Below are 16864 nucleotides of genomic sequence, written 5' to 3'. Positions count from 1 at the left end.
GTGAATGGACGAACGCCAACGGACGTCAGGCACGCTGCTGCGCCGGGACCATTGGACGAGTCTAAAGCGGCGCGCAAACCTGCCATTCGAGCGCAAATTGCCCGAACAGGCAAATGTATTAAACAAATCGAATCATTCGAATCGCGCATATGGGCGGCGACGCGGATTCTACCGGCATCGCCGTGAATGCGCGGAAGTGACTGAATCCGCGATGCGTGTCGATGAGAGCGAGCAGCAAGATCAGGGACCGCGCGTCCCGCAGCGCCGCACGCATTCCCACCGCTTGACTTGTATATGCCTGAAGAGGTATATAAGAGATATGGAGTCGACATTTGCCATCATCGCCGAGCCGAACCGCCGCGCCATCCTGAGTCTGCTTGCCGCTTCCGAGCAGTCCGTGGGTGATATCGAGGAGAAGCTCAATCTCTCGCAGCCGTCTGTCTCGAAGCACCTGCGGGTGCTCCGGGAGGCCGGCTTCGTGGAAGCTCGCGTTGATGCACAACGGCGTCTATACCGGCTCAATCCGGAACCGTTGATGGAGATAGACGCCTGGCTCGCTCCGTTCCGCCGATTCTGGTCGGTCCACCTCGACGCTCTCGAGCGTCACCTCGATCAGATCGATCCTGCACCGCGCAGCAAGGGGAAGAAACGATGAGCAATCGCGACGAATACATGCCGGGCCCTGCCGCCGGCGCCGAAGTCAGAAAGGATGCGGAGAAGTGGACGCTCGTTGTCGTCCGCGAGTTGCGCCATTCGCCCGAGAAAGTCTGGACGGCGTTGACCGATCCGGCCAGTCTGCGCGAATGGGCGCCGTTCGATGCCGACCGCAGCCTTGCTTCGGTCGGTCCCGTCAAGCTTTCGACGGTCGGAACGCCGACGCCGCAGATCTCGGAGACCGAGGTGACGCGTGCCGACGCGCCGAATCTGCTCGAATATCGCTGGGGCGGCAATGATATGCGGTGGACCCTCGAGCCGCTCGGCGACGGCACGCGTCTCACGCTCTGGCATAACATCGATCGCAACTTCATCTCGATGGGCGCAGCCGGATGGCACATTTGCCTCGACGTGCTCGAGAGGCTCGTGGCCGGTGATCCGATTGGGCGTATCGTTGGCGGCGACGCGATGCAATTCGGCTGGCCGCGCCTGAACACCGAGTACACAAAGCGCTTTGGTCTCTGATACGAGGAGCACGGTGAGGGGCAAAGCCGAGATCGAAGTCGTAGTTAATAAGAAGGCTCGCCCCCAATCAGCTCGATATCCGAAAGATCAGGAGGAGAAGATGAAAAAAACGGAGCCGACCGAAGGTCAGCCGGCATCTGAATTGATCGACAACAGAATCGCCGAACTCGGAGATTGGCGCGCAGAGACGTTGAGCAGGATGCGCAAGCTCATCAAGGAAGCGGACCCCGCCGTCGTGGAGGAATGGAAGTGGATGGGCACGCCCACGTGGTCGCATGATGGGATCATCTGCACTGGCGAGTCGTACAAATCAGTCGTGAAGCTTACCTTCGTCAAAGGGGCTTCGTTGGAGGACCCAGCCAGCCTCTTCAACGCGAGTCTGGACGGAAATGTTCGACGCGCGATCGACATCCACGAAGGAGAGCAGGTCGACGCGCGCGCGTTCAAGACGCTCATCCGTGCCGCCATCGCCCTTAATACCGCCGCTGTAAAAGCAAAGGCCGCAAAAAAGCCGGCGCGCACGAAGTAGGCGTCAAAAACGCGAACGACGCGCCGCTGCCCGAAGCGTCTTATCGCCAGACGCGCTCCGGGCAACGCGGCGCACGCTTGCCCGCCGGACGCGCTCAGTCAGGTATCTCTGGCTCGACCAGCCTCGCCAGTTGAGCGAGCGATTCCTGCCAGCCGAGGTAGCACATCTCCACCGGAATGACCTCCGGCACGCCTTCCTGCACGATGGCGATGTCGGTGCCGCAGGACACCTGCCGCAATGAAATGGTGACGTGCATCTGGCCGGGCAGGTTCGGATCGTCGAAGCGGTCGAAGTAGCGGATTTTCTCGTTCGGCACCAGTTCGATGTACTCGCCGCCGAACGAGTGGCTATGGCCGGTGCCGAAGTTACGGAAAGACATCTTGTGGGTGCCGCCGACGCGGGCATCCATGTGGTGGACCTGGCAGGTAAAGCCGTAGGGAGGCAGCCACCGCACGATTGCATCGGGTTCGAGGAAGGCCCGGTAGATGCGCTCGGGCGTGGCGCGCAAGACGCGGTGAAGATGAATGGTTCCGGTAGTCATGATGTGCTCGCCTTTCACTAGAGAAGTTGGACTTACTTCTACGACGAATCGGCAATGCGGGTATCGACATGGATTTGCTCAGGGAAAACCCATGGATGCCGTCAATCGTACTCGGAAAGGCGAGCCGCGCGGCGAGGGGCGCCGCTCACGGTGACGACGGTTGAATACAGTACACGACGGTCGCGGCTGTGATCCGTATCGAGCAAGGGTGAGCCGCGCCGAGCGCAATGTGTTCAGATTCCTGCTTCAACGCGCGGCTTGCGACCGGCGGAACCATGTGTCGAACGTGACCGAGCCGAGACGCGGATTTGCACCAGGCACCAGCGTGTCGTCGTACAGTTCGGCGCCGAAGTAGCGCGCGTGCGGATCCGCGACCACCTTGCGCGGATCGTGCGTCGCGCTCAGGAAATGCTCCACGAGTTCGGGCAGCCGAATCCGCTCCGGACCCGCCACTTCGACGACGCCGTTCAGCGGCTTGCCGAGCGCATAGTCCGCGACCGCGAGGGCGATGTCGTCCGAGGAGATCGGCTGGATGTACGCGGTCGGAAGCCGCACGGTGTCGCCTTCGGTGCCCGATTGCACGATGCCGCCGACGAACTCGAAAAATTGCGTCGACTGGATGATCGTGTACGGCACGCCTGACGCGCGAATCAGTTTCTCCTGCGCGATCTTGCCGCGGAAATAGCCGCTTTCTGCGAGCCGCTCGGTGCCGACCACCGACAACGCGACGTGATGCGTGACGCCCGCGGCAATTTCGGCCGCGAACAGATTGCGGCCGGACGTTTCGAAGAATTCGAGCACGGCCTTGTCCTCGAACGACGGCGAGTTGGCCACGTCGACGACGACCTGCGCGCCGCGCAGTGCGTCTGCAAGTCCCTCGCCTGTGATCGTGTTGACACCCGACGCGGGCGACGCCGCGATCACGTCATGACCGCGTGTACGCAGGTCGTTGACGACTTTGCTGCCGATGAGTCCGCTACCGCCAATGACGACGATTTTCATGATGTCCTCTCGATGAGTGTTCGTGCGGCCGCACGGGCCACGGATATGTCTCGGAGTGTGGCGCGCGCATCGCACACGATGCGTCGCAGTTGGGCTGTATCGGAGACCTGATTTATCTGGTCCTCGTACGAGGTGAATAGTAGGCGTCGGACGCGGCGCCCGGTAGACTCGCGCCGCGACTCGCACTGTTGCCGTGACGACACCAGTCAGCGCGCGTGCGCCGCGGGCAATGCGGAAAGTTCCGGGAATGCGGTCATGCAGTCGAGGTCAAGCGCGCGCGTTTGTTCTGTCATGTAATCGACGAATACACGGATACGCGCGGGAAGATGTTTGCGGCTCAGATAGCAGATGTAGTGGCCGCGATCGTCGGGTGCGTATTGCTCGAGGCAGGACCGCAGCCGCCCGTCGCGCAGCGCGTCGCAGACCTGGTACGCGGCGAACTGCGCAATGCCCGAGCCGTCGCGCACGGCTTGCAGCACGAGGTCCGGATCGTTGAACGTGTGTGGGGCGTTGGGCGTCATCCTGTGCGGCAGGCCGTTGACCTTGAACTCCCATTCGGCGATGCGTCCCGACGCCGCCCGCAAGTTGATGCAGCGATGCGCCGCCAGCTCCGCCACGCTGCGCGGCAAGCCGTGCTCGCGTGCGTAGGCGGGCGACGCGCAGACGATCATCTGCATCGGAATCAACTGCTTGGCGACGACCTGACTGTCCTCCATGCGTCCATCGCGGAAAGCGACGTCGACGCGGTCGGCCGTGAAATTGGCCGGATTATCGTTGAGCAGCATGTCGAGCGCGATATCCGGGTAGCGCTCGTGAAAACCGCGCAACAGCGGCGCGACGATCGCACGGCCGAAGCCGCTTGTCGAACAGATGCGTAATTGCCCGCGCGGCGGCCCGCTGCGAAGCTCGCGCATTTCCTCCAACGCCTGCACGATGCGCTCAACGCCCGGATGGCAGTTCTCGTAGAAAAGTTCGCCTTCGCGCGTGAGCGAGGTGCTGCGGGTGGTGCGCAGAAAGAGGCGCGCATCCAGTTGCGCTTCGAGCTTCTGGATGTTGCGGCTCACGGCCGAGCGGCCGATGCCGAGCCGGTCGCCGGCCTTGGCGAAACTGCCTTCGCTGGCGACCGCCAGAAACGCGATGACGCCCGCGTAGCTGGTGGCGAAGCTGCTGGCGAGCGAATCCTCGCAAGCGGGGGCGGAAAGGGAAGAGGGTGCCGATGGTCGGCGAAACGCGTGCGTGTCAGGCATGGCGGGTCGGGTCGAAGGTGTGCATATCCTCAAGACGGGCGACGCGCGCGCGCTGTGACACGATCCGCCATTTTTTGTTCGGCGGACGATGTCACAGGCGGGTGGATCACTTCACTTCACCGGCGTCAGCACCGGCGCGTTTTTATTCTTCAGCAGCAGGACGAGAAACTTCGCCGGCTGCGTGGCGCTGGCGTTCCGGCCGACCGTGTGAATGTCGTTCGGCCCTTCATAGAAGCTCTGCCCAGGCGTCAGCGTCACTTCCTTGCCGCCCTTGACACCCATCACGATCGACCCTTCCAGCACATAGATGAAGCCATGCGCATCGTGCCGATGGACGGGATCGGCGGCGCCGGGCGGGTAGACGACCGTGATCATCAGCGCTTCCTTGCCGGGATAGTCCGCAAGCGGCTGCTCCATCACAGGTGTGACGATCGCTTCGGGCGCGGCGCTGGCCGGCTCCGCAAACCACGCCGAGCACAGCAGCGGCATCAGCAACGCGAGTTTTTTCGAGCTCGACATGACGTTTCTCCTGTAAAGGCCGCGCGGGCGCGGCCGTCACTCATGCAAGGCCGGCCTTGTCGAGACCGAACGCTTTGTCCGACGAGCCCGGCACGGTCTTGAAGGCGACGTTCGCGCGGTTCCAACCGTTGATCGCCATCACGTCATAAGTCAGATCCGACAGTTCCTTCTCCGAAAACTGCGTGCGGACGCGCTCGTAAATGTCGTCGGGAACGCCTTGTTCGGGCAGGCGCGTGAGGATTTCGGTCCACGCGAGCGCGGCCCGTTCGCGCGGCGCAAACAGCGTCGATTCGCGCCAGGCGGCCAGATGATGCAGGCGCAACTCGCGCTCGCCGTGGATCTTCGCCTGCTTCACGTGCATGTCGACACAGAAGCCGCAGCCGTTCATCTGCGAAGCGCGGACCGCGACGAGATCGCGGACCGATTCCTCGATGGCGCTGTCGCCCAGCAGGTTGCTGAACTCGAGAAACTTCTTGAACAGTTCTGGCGATTGCTGAATGTAGTTGATGCGTTGGCTCATGATTTTCTCCTGGCGGGAATGAAGCCGGCGCCCTTCGGCGACCGGGGCATCGGTGTCGGCGATGTGCCGTACGGAAACCATGGTAGGTTCCGCCGCCCGAGCCCGGTAGACACGCCAGGATGCTCACGCTGTTGCCTGCTCGACACCAATCGCGCCAGCGCCTGCCGCCGGGGAGAAAATCTTCAGCAAGCTCCGAATGCGGCCGCGAGACGCACGAGCTTGGCAGGATTGCGCTGTATCTGGATGCGCACGATCCGCTCGCCATCGGTCTCGTACGACTGTGCCGATTCCAACGTGCCTTCGATGAAGCGCAACAGTGCCCACTGTCCGTTGAGTACCGCGAGTTCGATGCGCAGGTCGTTGCCAAAGCGCCGGCTCGCGGCGTAGAACAGTTGCGCGATGCGCCTGCCGCCGACCATCGGTTTCGGGAAGCTCGGCACGCGGCCGCCGCCATCGCCGACGAGCACGGCGTCTTCAGCGAGCATGCCGTTGATGGCCGCGAAGTCGCCGCGCTCCAACGCCTGTGCGAACACTTGCAGCAATCGCAGATGGCTTTCGCGCGACACCGCGAAACGCGGCCGCTCATCGCGCAACTGCGTTTTTGCACGGCTCACCAACTGACGGCAAGCGGCTTCGCTTTTGCCGATGGCGTTTGCCACTTCGTCGTAGTCGGCATCGAAAACTTCTCGCAGCAGGAATGCTGCGCGCGCCTCGGGCGTCAGTCGTTCGAGCAGCATCAGGAACGCAACCGATACGTCGTCCGCGCGCTCCTTGATCTCCTCGGGCGTGACCGGTGACTCGATGATGTGCGGCTCCGGAAGCCAGATACCGGCGTAGTGCTCGCGCTGCACCTTGGCGGCGCGCAAGCGGTCGATCGACAAACGCGTGGTGACCGATACGAGCCATGCTTCCGGATTGTCGATGGCGGCGCGCTCGGCGCCATGCCATCGCAGCCATGCGTCCTGGACGACATCTTCGGCTTCCGCAACCGACGCGAGCATCCGGTACGCGATGCCCTGCAGTCGAGGGCGAAGCTTGTCGAAGATGTGGGTCGCGTCATCCATTGGGGTGGGCTCTTGATGCGGCGTGTCGAGGGAGGAGGGAGTGCGCTTCATCGTCAGGATCATAGGAGAGGATCATCAGCGACAGTTGCAAGTCCGCTGAGCAAAGAGTGACGGCCGTTCAGACCAGTCGCTTTTCAAACCAGTGATGGGCATACGGTTCCGCGCTGAACGCATCGACTTCGACGTATCCAGATTGCCGGTAGAGCGCAATCGCCTCACCCAGAGTTCGATTTGTCTCCAGGCGAATAACGCGCACTTTGGCCTGCCGAGCGCGTTTCTCCGCCTCGACCATCAGTCGGCGGCCTACACCCATACCGCGGGCGGAAGGGCTCACCCACATTCTTTTGAGCTCGGCTGGCGACTTCTTATGAAATTTCAGCGCGACGCAGCCGATTGGCTTTCCATGGAGTCTCGCGACGATCAATGCGCCTGCCGGTGCCTTCAGTTCATGCGCATCCGCCGACAGGCTGCTGGACGGGTCGAATCCTCCTTCAAAGCGCTGATCAAGCTCGCCAAAATACTGTTCAAAGCACCATCGCGCGTCATCAGTGTCGGGATCCTCTAGCGCGAAATTCACAAGGGATGCCTGCAGCAAACGCTCAACCTCGGACATGGCTGCGACCAGTCTTCGACGCTGTTCATCGCCGAGCGGTTCGAGCGCGCGCAAAGCGACCTCGTCAGAGAGCCGTTCGAGTTCGGCCCTTTCCATGAGGCCTCTCTGAGTGAGGCAAACCCGGCGTACCCGCCGGTCGTCCGAATGAGCGAGAACAGCAACAAGTTTTTGCCGTTCAAGAGATGCCAACGTCCGGCTGACATAGCCTGAATCAAGATTTAGACGCGCGCGCAGAGCGCGAATATCCGCACCTTCGACACCAATCTCCCATAGCAGGCGTGATTCACCCATCGGGCGTCCCCTTCCGAGGAAATGGTCATCGATAGCGCCAATGCTTTCGGCGACTATGCGGTTAAAGCGACGGATGTGGAGAATGTCGGATTCCATATTTCTGACTTTAGTCAGAGATATGGAATCCGTCAACATAAAGTCGAGCAATGCGGTGCCTTGCGCCGGAACGACGGATCCTCGTTGACAGGATTGACTTCCGGATCAGCCTCGGCGTCGTAGCCATTCTGTCGCGAGTGAGTTCACCAGTCGTCCGACTCATGCGTACCGGTCGCACCAGTTTTGCAACCAAAGAGTGGTCGCGCATCAATGAAGGCCCACAACAGCTGCGATTTCAGGCAAACGCCGGCTGGCTCTTGACGCTCGGGCGTTCGCGCATTCTCGCGTACCAGGCGAGAAGGGCTTCGCACTCTGCGGGCACCGCCAGCTTCACGATCGACGCAAAGACCAGGCCGCCGATGACGGTGATGTCGGCCATCGAGAATGCATCCCCGGCGACAAACGGCTGTTTTTTCAGAACGTCATTGAAGTACTGCATGCCCCTGAGGGCTTTGTCGCGCTGACGAAACCCCCATTCGGGGTTCTGATAAAGCTCGACTTCGGGCCCGAGCCCAGGCGTGGCGTGGTGGAAATAGACACTGATGGCGTCGAGCAATTCCAGCTCGGCGCGCTTGCTCATCATGTGGATCACGCCCTTGTCGAGCGGTGTTTTACCGGTCAGCGTGGGTGCGCCATCGAGCGCATCAAGGTATTCGGTGATGGCGGTGCATTCGGCGATGCAGGTTCCGTCGTGGAGTTCGAGGACCGGCAGCGTACCCGAGTAGTTTTTCCCTGAGATGAACTCGGGCCTTTTGTGCTCTCCCGTGTAAAGATCGACCATCACGAACTCGACGCGCGATTGCAGATTCTTTTCGGCCAAGGCGATACGCACGCGTGTCGGATAAGGTCCCTTGGGGAAATCGTAAATCGTCATGATGGGGAGTTTGGTTACATCGAATTGAATGACGCCTGATGTCATGCTTACCTCTCCAGGTGGCTGTTACTCGGGTTCGGAGGGTAGGGGAGCCATCTACCTACCTAACGTTTGTTAGGTTTACGATAGAGGGTATAATTCGCTATGTCAACAGTCATTCCAGTTTGCGGAGGCGGTCGTAGTGAAGAACGATTCGGGCTTGAGCTCCAGGGAACGAATCCTGGTGGCTGCTACAGAGATTGCGCAAGCGCACGGCTATAGCGGCCTGAATTTTCGTGATCTGGCTGATGCTGTCGGCATCAAGGCCGCGAGCATCTATCATCACTTCGCAAGCAAGTCCGATCTCGGCGCAGCGGTGGCGAGGCGTTATTGGGAAGACTCGGCAGCCACGCTGGATGCACTTTGGGCCGAATCCGCGAATCCGATCGACTGTCTGCGCCGCTATCCGGATACCTTTCGCAAGGCACTGGAGCGTGGTAATCGCATATGCCTCTGCAGCTTCATGGCCGCCGAATCTGATGACTTGCCGGCGGCGGTGACGAAAGAGGTCCAAACCTTTGCTGATGTGAATGTTGCATGGCTGAGCAAGGTGCTAGCCGCCACGGCCCTTGCCCGCGCCGAGGAGCGCGCGGGGCGTGCTCGCGCCATCTTCGCGGCCGTCGCTGGCGCTCAACTCATCGCCAGGAGTCGCGCGGATGTCTCTGTTTATGATGGGTTAATTGAAAGCTACCGTATCGCTGGTCTTTTGCCGGCATAGCAGAAAAAAGTCGGTACGACGCCTCCTGGCCTTCGAGGTGCAGATGCCGGTGGGCCGGATGGGCGAAGCGAGCGATATCGCCACAGCGGCGCTATTTCTGGCGACTGACATTTCGCGGTACATGTTGGGCGCGCAGGCGGTGATCGACGGCGGCATCTTGCTGCTCCAATGTCTCGGCTCAGGAGCCTCGCATTTTTATTCGGCCACCGCCAGCCGAAAGAGGCGGCCACGGCGTCACATCTCGACTCTATCGTGTCAGCAAGCGGTCGGTCGGCTAGCAGCTAACGTCATCTATCGGCTAGCCCGTTATGGTTTTCGACGCATCCCACACCAACATGATCTGGGTGATAGAGACATCCATGACGGCGTGGCGAATACCGTCGCGCGCGAGGGTGGACAGGCCTAACAGGAACGCGTCGAAAACGGTCGCCAGTGCTCGAACATCAATATCGGCGCGCAGTTCTCCACTGTCGACACCCCGTTGCACACATGCGGTGATGCCTGCTCGCGTCCGCGCCCGCGAGCGTGTCAACGGCACGGTCACGCCCGCGTTTTCTTCGGTTGGAGCGCTCATGGCGCCCAGGCCGACCATGCAGCCTTTTGGGTGTCCGCGCTCGCACTGCATCCTGGCCGAACTGCGCAGTGCCGTTTCGATGGCATCACGCGGAGCGAGATTGGTGTCCCATAGAGATTCCGTCACCTGTGCAAAGGTAGACAGGTAGAGCGTCGTGCATTCCTGAAACAACGCCTCCTTGGAACCGAAGGCCGCGTAAAAGCTCGGTGCGGAGATCCCGTTGCTGATTCCAGCCTTCAACTGGCTCAGCGACGTCGATTCGTAGCCGTTCTGCCAAAAGATGTGCAGCGCTTGCTCGACCGCCTTGTCTCGGTCGAACGTCCGTGGGCGTCCCATGGTCGCCATGTCGAACTCCGGGAAAATTCGATAACTTAAATACTAAACGATACATAACTCGTTGACAATCTTGCCTTCGGGCGATTAATGTACCGATCAATACATATGTAGGCGAAAGACGTAAGCTCGTTTTAGCGGACAACGCTGGTTTCCTACTTCCCGTATCAGCTCTAGCGCGCGTGCAGATAGAACTTTTCTCCCACATATGTACCGATTGATACATATAAAACGCTGGATCCAGGGCCAGGCTGATGAAGCCCTCCCATCATTGAGAAAACATTGTGACGACTTTGACTTCAACGGCTAGCACGACCAAGGACGACCGTTTGCCGATCACTGCGCTCCTGGCGCTGGCCATGACCGGCTTCATCTGCATCATCACCGAAACCCTGCCGGCGGGGCTGCTGCCGCAGATAGCGGCTGGCCTCGGCATGTCGACCTCGCTGGCGGGCCAGACCGTCACGGCCTATGCCATGGGTTCGCTGCTTGCAGCCATCCCGCTGACCATTGCCACGCAAGGCTGGCGACGGCGCAACGTGCTACTGCTGACGATCATCGGGTTCCTGGTATTCAACTCGATCACGGCACTATCGTCGAACTACTGGTTGACGCTTGCGGCTAGGTTCTTCGCAGGCGTGTCGGCGGGTCTGGCGTGGAGCCTGCTGGCCGGCTACGCGCGCCGCATGGTGCCGGCGCACCAGCAAGGCAAGGCGTTGGCCGTGGCGATGATCGGCTCGCCGATCGCGTTATCGCTGGGCGTTCCCCTGGGAACATGGTTAGGTACCGCCATAAGCTGGCGCAGTGCATTCGCCCTCATGTCGGCGCTGACCCTGGTGCTGATCGTGTGGGTACTTGCGACGGTACCCGATTATCCGGGGCAGGCCAGTCACGAGCGACAGCCCTTGCGCAGAGTGTTCACGACACCAGGTGTGCGGCCCGTGCTGGCCGTCGTGATCGCCTGGATGCTGGCGCACAACATCCTCTACACCTACGTCGCGCCATTCGTCGCGCAGGCTGGACTCGCCGCGCATGTGGACGTGGTGCTACTGATCTTCGGTGTAGCCGCACTGGTCGCCATCGGCGTCGCAGGCCGCCTTGTCGATCACCACCTGCGCGCCGCCGTGCTGGCCAGTCTGGCGATCTTCGCCGTCGTGTCCCTGCTGTTCGTCTGGCTGGCACGGGTCCCGGCCGCCGTATATGCCGGCGTGACCGTGTGGGGGCTGACATTCGGCGGCGCGGCGACGCTCCTGCAAACCGCGCTGGCCGATACCGCAGGTGAGGGTGCCGACGTGGCGTTGTCGATGAACGTGGTGGCGTGGAACGGTGCTATTGCCGGCGGCGGCCTCGTGGGCGGCGTGCTGCTGGATGCGTGGGGTGCACAGTCTTTTCCGCCGGTTGTGGTGATTCTGCTTGCAACCGGATTTGCCATCGCGTGGCTCGCGCGAGCGCACGGCTTCAAGGTTGGATCGCGTCACGCACACGTAAAAAACACCAGCGCCATCGACTAGACCGAATCGGCGAGTCGATCGAAGCCCGGCACCGCAGCGCGTAGCCAGAGCCAATCGCCTTGATTCGACGCGGCTCTTTGTGAGCCTTGGGCGTTGGCAGGCCCTAGCGGTCTCGACCCCGATCACGCGACGGCCCTGTGTGAGGCAGCATCCGTTGTAGCACATGGTCTTTCAGAACAAAGCGGTGGAACAACGCTGCGACGACATGCAGGCCAATCAATGCGAAGAGCACCCATGCGAGGATGCCATGCACATCCCCCATCTCATGGCCGAAGGCCGAGCCCGGTTCGCTCAGTGCCGGATAAGGCACGACGCCCAGCAAGCGGACCGACCAACCGCGTGAGGACGCGTTGATCCAGCCGAGCAGCGGCACCAGCACCAGGGCGGCGTAGAGAAGAACATGCGTTATGCGGGAGACGACCGCGAGTAGCGGCGGCAGCTCGTCCGGCGCGGGCCGATGCGTCAATCGCCAGATCACCCGAATTGCCATCACGGCGACGAGCGTCGCGCCCACGCCAAGATGCCAGGCGATCAGGTTGACGGGCTGGGTGTCTTTGTGGACATCCGGCATCGTCCAGCCGATCACAAACTGCGTGGCGACCAACAGGACGGTTAGCCAGTGCAGCATGCGCGCGACTGCGTCATATGCCGGACGCTTCATTTCGAACACCTTCGCCATTCCTGCTCCTCAAGTTGCCACGACTTGATGAATTGATGAGGCGCGCAGCCTGCGAATCTTGAACTGATTCCCGAAAAAAGCACTGCACAAATCCGGCCGATACTAGCGGCTTTAGCTTAAGGAAACCTGACGTTCGGCGGGGGCGATCCGGATGCTCGACTCCGCTGCTGATTCCGCACAGGCCAACATAGCGTCAGCGAGACCGGCAAGCCGGGAGGCCGAGGTCTTTTGCTTGAATCACGGAGTGGTTTGCGCCTTTGCAGGCAATGTCACGGGCCGGCTTCTTGCTATTCCTTCCGTGCATCATCAATTAACCCTCTTCGCTGGAAGCTCACATGCGCCTGCTAAACCGTCTGGCTATTTCAATGATTTTGCCGCTGGCCTCCTGCGCGATCGGACCATCGAGTTCAAGCGATGCGGGCTTCGGCGCGTCGCCCGCCATGCCCGCTCCGAAAACGTCGTGGGTTCCGATGGTCAACATCGCGCCTGTTCAGCGTCCCGACGGTTTCATCCCCACCGCTCCCGCCGGCTTTATCGTCACCGAGTTTGCCGGTGGCCTCGCGCACCCGCGCTGGCTTTACACGCTGCCCAATGGTGACGTACTGGTAGCGGAAAGCGACGCGCCAAAAGAACACGATGAAGGCAGCGGCCTCTTCGGCTGGGTCAGAAAGCAGGTCATGAAGCGCGCAGGCGCCGGTGTGCCGAGCCCCGATCGTATTGTGCTGTTGCGCGAGGTGGACGGCAGCGGCGTCGCAGGGATGCACACCGTGTTTCTGCGCGGCCTGCACTCGCCCTTCGGGATGGCGCTCATTGGCAATCAACTGTACGTTGCCGATACGGACGCTCTGCTGCGTTTCGACTATGTGACGGGCACCACCCAGATTGCAAGCCCCGGCGTCAAGGTTGCCGACTTGCCGGCCGGGCCGATCAATCATCACTGGACTAAAAATATTTTGGCCGATCGCTCCGGCAAGCGTCTGTACATCACGGTGGGATCGAACAGCAACGCAGGGGAAAACGGAGTCGACGCCGAAGAAGGCCGAGCGCGAATTCTCGAGTTCGACGTGGACAGCGGGCGCCTCGCGCCCTACGCGACAGGGTTGCGTAACCCCAATGGGCTCTCGTGGCAACCGGACAGCGGCGCATTGTGGACGGCAGTCAACGAGCGGGACGATCTCGGCAATAACCTGGTGCCAGACTACATGACAGCAGTAAAAGACGGGGCGTTCTATGGTTTTCCGTACAGCTATTATGGCCAGCACATCGACACCCGCGTCAAACCGCAACGCCCTGATATGGTTGCAAAGGCCGTCGTGCCTGACTATGCGCTCGGCAATCATACGGCTTCGCTAGGTCTGGTCTTTTATGACCGGACGCTGTTCCCGCCTCATTATCGTGGCGGCGCGTTTGTTGGCCAGCACGGGTCATGGAACCGTAAACCGCGTACGGGCTACAAGGTGGTGTTCGTGCCATTTGTCGATGGAAAACCTGTCGGCCTACCTGAGGATTTTCTGACTGGCTTTCTGACGGTAGACGGCTACGCCCTGGGTCGACCTGTCGGCGTCGCACTGGACGCGGACGGGGCCTTGCTCGTGGCTGACGACGTCGGTAACGCTGTATGGCGAGTAGCGCCGCGTAACAACCACGAATCGGCTGACACTGCGCCGGCAGGCAAATGACACAGCCGTGATTCGCGTTCGCCCGCGTTTGGCGACTAGCTGCCCGTCGTGAACGTCGAAATCGACCGCAACGTGTCGATTCGACGGTCCTTCGTTCGTCGTGGTTCTGAAGCACCATTGAACTCAGGAGAATGACGATGCGATTCATCATCACAGCCCAAGCAAGTGCAGACAAGGAGGAGCCGGATGCAGGCGGCCGTTTGGACGAGGCCCTTCTCACGGCGTACATGAAGTTCAACGAAGAGATGCACAAGGCCGGTGTCCTGGTGGCTTCCGAAGGCTTGAACCCAGCAGCGCCCGGAGCGCGAATTGCGGTTAGCAAGGGCAAACGCTACATCGTTGATGGCCCGTTTGCCGAGTCCAAGGAACTGGTCGGTGGCTTTTACATCATCGAAGTTGGATCGCTTGAGGAGGCGATTTCCTGGGCATTGCGCGCGCCATCCGGTCTGGGCACGGACGATGTACTGGAGGTGCGCCAACTCACCGGCGCGGGCGACGTCCCGCCAGATGTCCTCGACATCATCCGGGCAGCGGCACCGACCTGGAGCGAGTCGGTCTGGCAGGCGCGCAAGTGAAGCCCACATACCAGTTCACTCGTCGCCCATTCCAAAGAACACGGCGAGTTCGTCGGCGACCGCTCGCGGTTGTTCTTCGGGCAGAAAGTGTCCACAGTGACGAATGGTGCGGCCCTGCACATCGGCGAAGAAGGCGCGCAGAGGTGTTGCCATGTCGGGGATGGACCCTTGATCGGAACCAAGGGCCAGTAGCGGAACCTTGAGCATGCCATGTTCGTTCAGTTCGCGGTTCTGCTGCGCGGACACATGCGCGGCACGGTAGTACGCAAGGCCGGCGCGTAAGCCACCGTCTTTCTTGAAGGTGCGCAGATATTCATCGAGATCCGCGTCAGTAAAAGTATCGGGATTCGCCGTCTTTCGACGCAGAAACCAGTCGAGGTATTCACGTTCCTTGCCGGTTATCAACGTCTCCGGCAGGTCCGGCAGCATGTGGAATGCAAAATGCCAGGTACGCCACGCACGCTCGGGAGCGATCGACAGGGCATCCGGCAGCGTGATGCCCGGAATACCCGCGTCCAGTAGCGCGAGTCTGCGGACTTCGTTGTTGAACAATGCCGCGTAAGGATAAGCAACCCACGCTCCTATGTCGTGCGCAGCGACGAAGTACCGCTTCACGCCGAGTTGCTGGAGCAAGCCATGGACATGGTTCGCGAGGGTCCGCGTGTCATAGCCGTCTGCCGGCCGATCGGAATCACCTTGCCCAGGAAGGTCCGGCGCGACGATTCTGTAGGTCGTCGCGAGCATTCCCATGACTTTGCGCCAGGCGAACCAGCTCTCGGGAAATCCCGCGAGTAAAACAATCACATCACCGTCCGGGTTGCCTCCCGTGACGTAGTGCAGCCGAAGCCCGCTAACGGTCTCGAACCGATGCTCGAATCCTGCCAGTCCCGGAACGGGCCTTGATGCAGGCAATTCGTTTGCGATTGTGGGACTTCCTGATTGGGTGGGCGAAAGATGCGCTGTCACGAATGAGACTCCTTGGATTTGGTGGTGACGAAAGCAGTAACGGGTTTGCCTGTCGGCAAATTCCCATTGGGAAATATTCGTTTCCTATTTTGTCGAGCAGCTTCCATTTGATGAGGATCATGCCTTCAGCGGTTTTTTAGCCAAGTAGCCGCATGGCCTGATCTGCTGCGGCCATCATGTGCGCCCGCGATCGCCCCATCTTGCCGACGACCCTGAAACCTTGCACCACACTCAGCAGTGCACAGGCAGAGGCCTTTGAGTCCACGGCCGATGTGATGGAGCCGTCTGTCTGGCCAAGACTGATCAGACGGCTGAACATGACTTCAATTCGCTGCAAGGCCGCTACGACACGACCGGCGACCTCGCTATCGAAGGTAGCGAGGTCTGTTGCGCTTCCAGCGACAAGACAGCCCCGCTTCCCCTCGACGCCATGCGCTGACTCTGCATAGAAATGCAGAACAGCGCGCACCTTGTCCCGTCCGGTTGGCTCCCGATCGATCAGGCTCTGTAACTGCGCATTTCGTAGGTGAATGTAGCGGTCTAGCGCGGCAACGAATACGGCGCGTTTATCGGCAAAGGCCTTATAGATACTGCCGGCCGTCAGTTCCATCGCCGACCCAAGGTCTCCGAGGGACGTCGCGTGATAGCCGCGTTCGCGAAAAATCTGAATTGCGCCGTCTAGCGCTACATCCATGTCAAATTCGCGTGGGCGTCCCGGGGCACGGGAATGTCTGGCAGTAGGGTTGCGCGTAGTCATCGCCGCATTATAGGAAATGTTCATTTCCTAATCAAGATGTTCTTATGCGTCGGTGCCGTGCCCGTTGTCTTGTGACGGGCCGACCAGCCCAGGCCTCGGTCAGAAGCGGACATTCGGAAATACCAGGTTCAGCGACCGCTTCGGGCCGATACGACTCATTCGTCGCACGCTGGATGAAGAGTGACGGTGGCCGGCATAGTTCAGACACCTTGCAGTTCGACGATCTTGCTAAATAAGCATTCCTGTTCGTGCCGTCCCGATTTTTACTGATCTTCGTCTCGGCGACAGATCTGATCATGGATGACGTGGCGGGGCTCGGGCCTTATTTCGGGCAGTCGGTGGCGGTGCAGATGCAGGCGTGGCTTTTTTTGCGTCCACTGGCGCGTTTGCTGTTGATGCAATTGCGACTGGCGCTGGCCGCAGCGTTGCTCATCGGTGTCTCGTAGAACAGCTTGCTGGTGCGGCGCCGGGCAGCGCTACATCTTTCAGTGGCGATCAACGTAGATCTTATGGACCATTGATTTGCGCGGTGCAATCAGGCAGTAACCGCTAGAATTG

Annotated in this window: 21 protein-coding genes; 9 read left to right on the top strand and 12 right to left on the bottom strand. The window is 60.7% G+C overall.

Annotated elements, in window-relative coordinates; translation table 11 throughout:
- The first annotated feature begins 4 nt into the window (after nucleotides 1–4).
- From HV770_RS38560 to HV770_RS11015, 3 genes are all read left to right on the top strand, one after another.
- The gene (locus tag HV770_RS38560; protein WP_246290832.1) at nucleotides 5–655 is read left to right on the top strand and encodes an ArsR/SmtB family transcription factor; all 651 of its coding nucleotides are present in this window, start codon (nucleotides 5–7) and stop codon (nucleotides 653–655) included.
- Nucleotides 652–1179, top strand: a complete 528-nt coding sequence (locus tag HV770_RS11020) for an SRPBCC family protein (protein WP_175159423.1) — start codon at nucleotides 652–654, stop codon at nucleotides 1177–1179. The genes HV770_RS38560 and HV770_RS11020 overlap by 4 nt, the downstream gene beginning before the upstream one ends.
- 100 nt (nucleotides 1180–1279) lie before the next feature.
- Nucleotides 1280–1708, top strand: a complete 429-nt coding sequence (locus tag HV770_RS11015) for a DUF1801 domain-containing protein (protein WP_175159421.1) — start codon at nucleotides 1280–1282, stop codon at nucleotides 1706–1708.
- Nucleotides 1709–1802: 94 nt separating this feature from the next.
- Here the strand turns inward: HV770_RS11015 and HV770_RS11010 are convergent, their stop codons facing one another.
- From HV770_RS11010 to HV770_RS10975, 8 genes are all read right to left on the bottom strand, one after another.
- Complete coding sequence (locus HV770_RS11010) at nucleotides 1803–2249, bottom strand: SRPBCC family protein (RefSeq protein ID WP_175159419.1); 447 nt, start codon at nucleotides 2247–2249, stop codon at nucleotides 1803–1805.
- Between the two features lie 246 nt (nucleotides 2250–2495).
- Nucleotides 2496–3251, bottom strand: a complete 756-nt coding sequence (locus HV770_RS11005) for an SDR family oxidoreductase (RefSeq protein WP_175159418.1) — start codon at nucleotides 3249–3251, stop codon at nucleotides 2496–2498.
- Between the two features lie 206 nt (nucleotides 3252–3457).
- Entirely contained in the window at nucleotides 3458–4498 is a 1041-nt protein-coding gene (locus HV770_RS11000; RefSeq protein ID WP_175159416.1) for a LysR family transcriptional regulator, read from the bottom strand.
- 111 nt (nucleotides 4499–4609) lie between these two features.
- On the bottom strand, nucleotides 4610–4987 hold the full coding sequence (locus HV770_RS10995) for a cupin domain-containing protein (RefSeq protein ID WP_246290858.1): 378 nt from the start codon (nucleotides 4985–4987) through the stop codon (nucleotides 4610–4612).
- Nucleotides 4988–5057: 70 nt separating this feature from the next.
- Nucleotides 5058–5537 carry a carboxymuconolactone decarboxylase family protein gene (locus tag HV770_RS10990; protein ID WP_175159412.1) on the bottom strand — a complete coding sequence of 160 codons (480 nt, stop codon included), beginning with the start codon at nucleotides 5535–5537 and terminating at the stop codon, nucleotides 5058–5060.
- Nucleotides 5538–5719: 182 nt separating this feature from the next.
- The gene (locus HV770_RS10985) at nucleotides 5720–6601 is read right to left on the bottom strand and encodes an RNA polymerase sigma-70 factor (RefSeq protein WP_175159410.1); all 882 of its coding nucleotides are present in this window, start codon (nucleotides 6599–6601) and stop codon (nucleotides 5720–5722) included.
- A gap of 118 nt (nucleotides 6602–6719) precedes the next feature.
- Nucleotides 6720–7601, bottom strand: a complete 882-nt coding sequence (locus HV770_RS10980) for a bifunctional helix-turn-helix transcriptional regulator/GNAT family N-acetyltransferase (RefSeq protein ID WP_175159409.1) — start codon at nucleotides 7599–7601, stop codon at nucleotides 6720–6722.
- A 235-nt stretch (nucleotides 7602–7836) separates the two neighbouring features.
- On the bottom strand, nucleotides 7837–8520 hold the full coding sequence (locus HV770_RS10975) for a glutathione S-transferase (protein WP_175159407.1): 684 nt from the start codon (nucleotides 8518–8520) through the stop codon (nucleotides 7837–7839).
- A gap of 136 nt (nucleotides 8521–8656) precedes the next feature.
- Here HV770_RS10975 and HV770_RS10970 point away from each other — a divergent pair, with 136 nt between their 5' ends.
- Together HV770_RS10970 and HV770_RS10965 are read left to right on the top strand one after the other, a co-directional pair.
- Nucleotides 8657–9232 carry a TetR/AcrR family transcriptional regulator gene (locus HV770_RS10970; protein WP_175159405.1) on the top strand — a complete coding sequence of 192 codons (576 nt, stop codon included), beginning with the start codon at nucleotides 8657–8659 and terminating at the stop codon, nucleotides 9230–9232.
- A gap of 37 nt (nucleotides 9233–9269) precedes the next feature.
- Complete coding sequence (locus HV770_RS10965; RefSeq protein WP_281366214.1) at nucleotides 9270–9638, top strand: SDR family oxidoreductase; 369 nt, start codon at nucleotides 9270–9272, stop codon at nucleotides 9636–9638.
- Here HV770_RS10965 and HV770_RS10960 read toward each other — a convergent pair.
- Nucleotides 9531–10151, bottom strand: coding sequence for a TetR/AcrR family transcriptional regulator (locus tag HV770_RS10960; protein ID WP_175159403.1), 621 nt, complete (start codon nucleotides 10149–10151; stop codon nucleotides 9531–9533). The two genes, HV770_RS10965 and HV770_RS10960, sit on opposite strands and share 108 nt — an antisense overlap.
- Nucleotides 10152–10498: 347 nt before the next feature.
- Between HV770_RS10960 and HV770_RS10955 the strand changes: the two genes are divergently transcribed.
- A complete protein-coding gene (locus tag HV770_RS10955; protein ID WP_175159401.1) occupies nucleotides 10499–11650 on the top strand; it encodes an MFS transporter in 1152 nt (383 codons plus the stop codon).
- A gap of 103 nt (nucleotides 11651–11753) precedes the next feature.
- Here HV770_RS10955 and HV770_RS10950 read toward each other — a convergent pair whose 3' ends face one another.
- Nucleotides 11754–12329, bottom strand: coding sequence for a cytochrome b (locus HV770_RS10950; RefSeq protein ID WP_175159399.1), 576 nt, complete (start codon nucleotides 12327–12329; stop codon nucleotides 11754–11756).
- Nucleotides 12330–12664: 335 nt separating this feature from the next.
- On the opposite strand from HV770_RS10950, the gene HV770_RS10945 reads away from it, so the two are divergent.
- Together HV770_RS10945 and HV770_RS10940 are read left to right on the top strand one after the other, a co-directional pair.
- Complete coding sequence (locus tag HV770_RS10945) at nucleotides 12665–14008, top strand: PQQ-dependent sugar dehydrogenase (protein WP_175159397.1); 1344 nt, start codon at nucleotides 12665–12667, stop codon at nucleotides 14006–14008.
- 137 nt (nucleotides 14009–14145) lie between these two features.
- Complete coding sequence (locus HV770_RS10940) at nucleotides 14146–14583, top strand: YciI family protein (protein WP_121324671.1); 438 nt, start codon at nucleotides 14146–14148, stop codon at nucleotides 14581–14583.
- A gap of 15 nt (nucleotides 14584–14598) precedes the next feature.
- On the opposite strand, the gene HV770_RS10935 is transcribed toward HV770_RS10940, so the two are convergent.
- Together HV770_RS10935 and HV770_RS10930 are read right to left on the bottom strand one after the other, a co-directional pair.
- Nucleotides 14599–15549, bottom strand: coding sequence for an alpha/beta fold hydrolase (locus HV770_RS10935; protein ID WP_425497395.1), 951 nt, complete (start codon nucleotides 15547–15549; stop codon nucleotides 14599–14601).
- A 136-nt stretch (nucleotides 15550–15685) separates the two neighbouring features.
- Complete coding sequence (locus tag HV770_RS10930; RefSeq protein ID WP_175159395.1) at nucleotides 15686–16243, bottom strand: TetR/AcrR family transcriptional regulator; 558 nt, start codon at nucleotides 16241–16243, stop codon at nucleotides 15686–15688.
- Nucleotides 16244–16602: 359 nt separating this feature from the next.
- Here HV770_RS10930 and HV770_RS10925 point away from each other — a divergent pair, with 359 nt between their 5' ends.
- Complete coding sequence (locus tag HV770_RS10925) at nucleotides 16603–16752, top strand: hypothetical protein (RefSeq protein ID WP_175159393.1); 150 nt, start codon at nucleotides 16603–16605, stop codon at nucleotides 16750–16752.
- Nucleotides 16753–16864 lie beyond the last annotated feature (112 nt).

Origin of the sequence: Paraburkholderia fynbosensis (assembly GCF_902859935.1) — a bacterium.
GTDB lineage: Bacteria > Pseudomonadota > Gammaproteobacteria > Burkholderiales > Burkholderiaceae > Paraburkholderia > Paraburkholderia fynbosensis.
The sequence above is the reverse complement of the archived record's forward strand: the minus strand, read 5'-3'. Positions and strand labels throughout refer to the sequence as shown.